At 62.8% G+C, this 2,473-nt stretch carries 2 protein-coding genes; both read right to left on the reverse strand.

Going from position 1 to position 2,473, the window contains the following annotated elements; genetic code table 11:
* The coding region (locus tag NW837_RS01845) for an endonuclease MutS2 (protein ID WP_414329020.1) at positions 1-2,122 on the reverse strand (2,122 nt) is incomplete at its 3' end.
* 7 nt (positions 2,123-2,129) lie between these two features.
* On the reverse strand, positions 2,130-2,300 hold the full coding sequence (locus NW837_RS01850; RefSeq protein WP_414329021.1) for a hypothetical protein: 171 nt from the start codon (positions 2,298-2,300) through the stop codon (positions 2,130-2,132).
* Positions 2,301-2,473 lie beyond the last annotated feature (173 nt).

Below are 2,473 nucleotides of genomic sequence, written 5' to 3' on the forward strand. Positions count from 1 at the left end.
CGTCAATGGGATCCAACTGCCCCCGCGGCACTGTGAATTTGAGGATGCCGCTGCGCACCACATACACATCCCCTTCGATGGCGATCACTTCCCCCGTCTGACCCAAGCCTCTCAGCCGCACCCGATCTCCCACCTCTGGCACAAACTCCATATCCACGGGCGGCGGTGGGGGAGAGTAGCGCTGCTGGATTTGCGCCAGCTCGGCAGTAATGCGTTGGGGATCCTCTCCCTGCTGCAATTTGCGGATGGCGGCAGCCACTTCCTGACGGGCAGCAGCCAACAGGGCTTGCAGTTCTTGGTTTTGCTTCTGCTCCAGCCGGGCTTCTCGCTCGGCGATTTGGCGGCTGCGCTGCTGCATTTGTTGATGTAGGCTCTCCAGCTCTCGATGCAGGGATCCCACCTGGGCCGCCCGCTCTTCCAATTGAGCCCGCTGCGCTTCCAGGCCGGCAATGACCCTATCCACCTGGCTTTCCCTTTGCAGGTGCCGCTGGGCCCGCCGCAGAATCTCTGGATCCAACTGCAGCCGTTGGGCAATGGCCAAGGCGTTGGAGCGGCCTGGGATCCCCCACAAGAGGCGATAGGTGGGGGCCAGGGTGACCTCGTCGAACTCCACCGAGGCATTTTCAAAGCCGGGATGTTGGTATTTCAGGGCCTTTAGCTCGCCGTAGTGGGTGGTAGCCAGGGTGAGCAGTGCCCTTTCCGAGAGGTACTCCAATAGCCCAGCCGCCAGGGCAGCGCCTTCGGTGGGATCCGTGCCCGCCCCCACCTCATCCAACAGGACAAGGGCCGGCTCCGGAGCAGACTGCAGGGCCTGCACGATGCGGCTGATGCGGCGGATGTGCCCCGAAAAGGTGGAGAGATTTTGTTGCAGCGACTGCTCGTCCCCAATGTCGGCGTAAACCCCGTCGAACCAAGGCAGCTGGGGCGGATCCTGAGCCGGCAGGAAGATCCCCGCCTTGGCCATGAGCACCAGCAGGCCCAGGGTTTTCAGGGCAACGGTTTTGCCGCCGGTGTTGGGGCCGGTGATAACCACGACACGAATGGAGTCCGCGAGGGTGAAGTCGATAGGGACAACGGCAGAGCCTTGACCCTCCGAAGGGGCAGCGGCGCGAGATTGCCAGAGCAGCAGGGGGTGCTTGGCCTGACGCAGGCGCAATCCTGCCGAGACAAACTGGGGACGATTGCCCTCCAGCCAGAGGCTGTAGCGACCCCGAGCCAGAGCCACATCCAACCCCACCATCACCCCCTGCAGATGCTCCAGATCGGTGGCCACGGCTGCCACCTGAGCCGAGAGCGCGGCCAAGATCCGCTCTTCCTCCGCCTGAATCTGAGCTTGGGTTTCTCGCCAGCGGTTGCCCAGTTCCACCACAGCGTAGGGCTCCACATAGAGGGTGGCTCCACTGGCAGAGCTGTCATGCACAATGCCGCGGATGAGATCCCGATGGGTGGCCTTGACCATCAGGACAAACCGTCCCTGCCGCTGGCCGATCAGGTTGTCCTGCAGCGCCTGGGGATACTGGCTCATCAATTGTTGCAGCTGCTCTTGGATCTGGCTGCGTTGCCGCCGCTGCTGCTGGCGCAGATCCGCAAGGGTAGGGCTGGCGCTGTCCCGCACCTCACCATGCTCCTCCAGGCAGCGGAAGATCTCCTGCTCCAGCTCCGGGTAGGTGCGCAGGTTGCTCACCCAGGCCTGCAGGTGGGGCAGATGGTCATGATCGTCGATCAGACGACGAATGCGGCGGGCTGCCCCCAGAGTTGTAGCGATCTGCACCAGCTCTTCCCCGCTCAGGATCCCCCCCCGTTCAGCCCGTTCCAAAGCCGGCAGCAGGTTGTGGATCCCTGCCATGGAAAGGCCCCCCGCCTGTGTGCGATCGAGGCGGATCGCCTCTTCCGTCTGCTCAAGGTAGGCTTCGCTGTCGGCGCGGCTCTGCCAGGGATCCAGCTCCAAGCAGGCGCGGCGGCCCAAGGGTGTGGCCGCAAAGGTGGCCAAGTGCTGACAAAGGCGGGGCCACTCCAGCAATTCCAAGGTTTCTTGCCGTTCGCCTTGGCAGGCCGTAGGCCTTGGGGAGGGATCGGGCTTGGAGAAGACTGGCAGCGGGTGCAAGGTGGGGACGGTGGGCATTAACCATTCAGTGATGCAAGGAACCCTGGAGACGCAGTTGCTTCATCTCTTGCAAAAACTGCCGTTGGTACTTGAGGAAGGCCGTGTGCCACTCGCGGAAGCGACGCTCGCCATCCCGCACCAGCATCTGGCGGTACTGCTCTGAGTTGAGACGGGGCTGAGCAAAAGATGGGTTCATAGGGATCGGGGACGCTCTCCATCCTATTGTGGCAGGCTCTGGGTCGGCTTCCACAGATAGCTTTTGGTGAGAGGGGCACGCTGATAATGGCGCCGTTGTCTCACGCGCTGCCTCTGGTGATCTTCCCAAGAAGCTGAGCTCACCGAAAAACTGGGTTCAAAGCCCCGCCCTAC

Origin of the sequence: Synechococcus sp. R6-10 (assembly GCF_047461815.1) — a bacterium.
Lineage (GTDB): Bacteria > Cyanobacteriota > Cyanobacteriia > Thermostichales > Thermostichaceae > Thermostichus.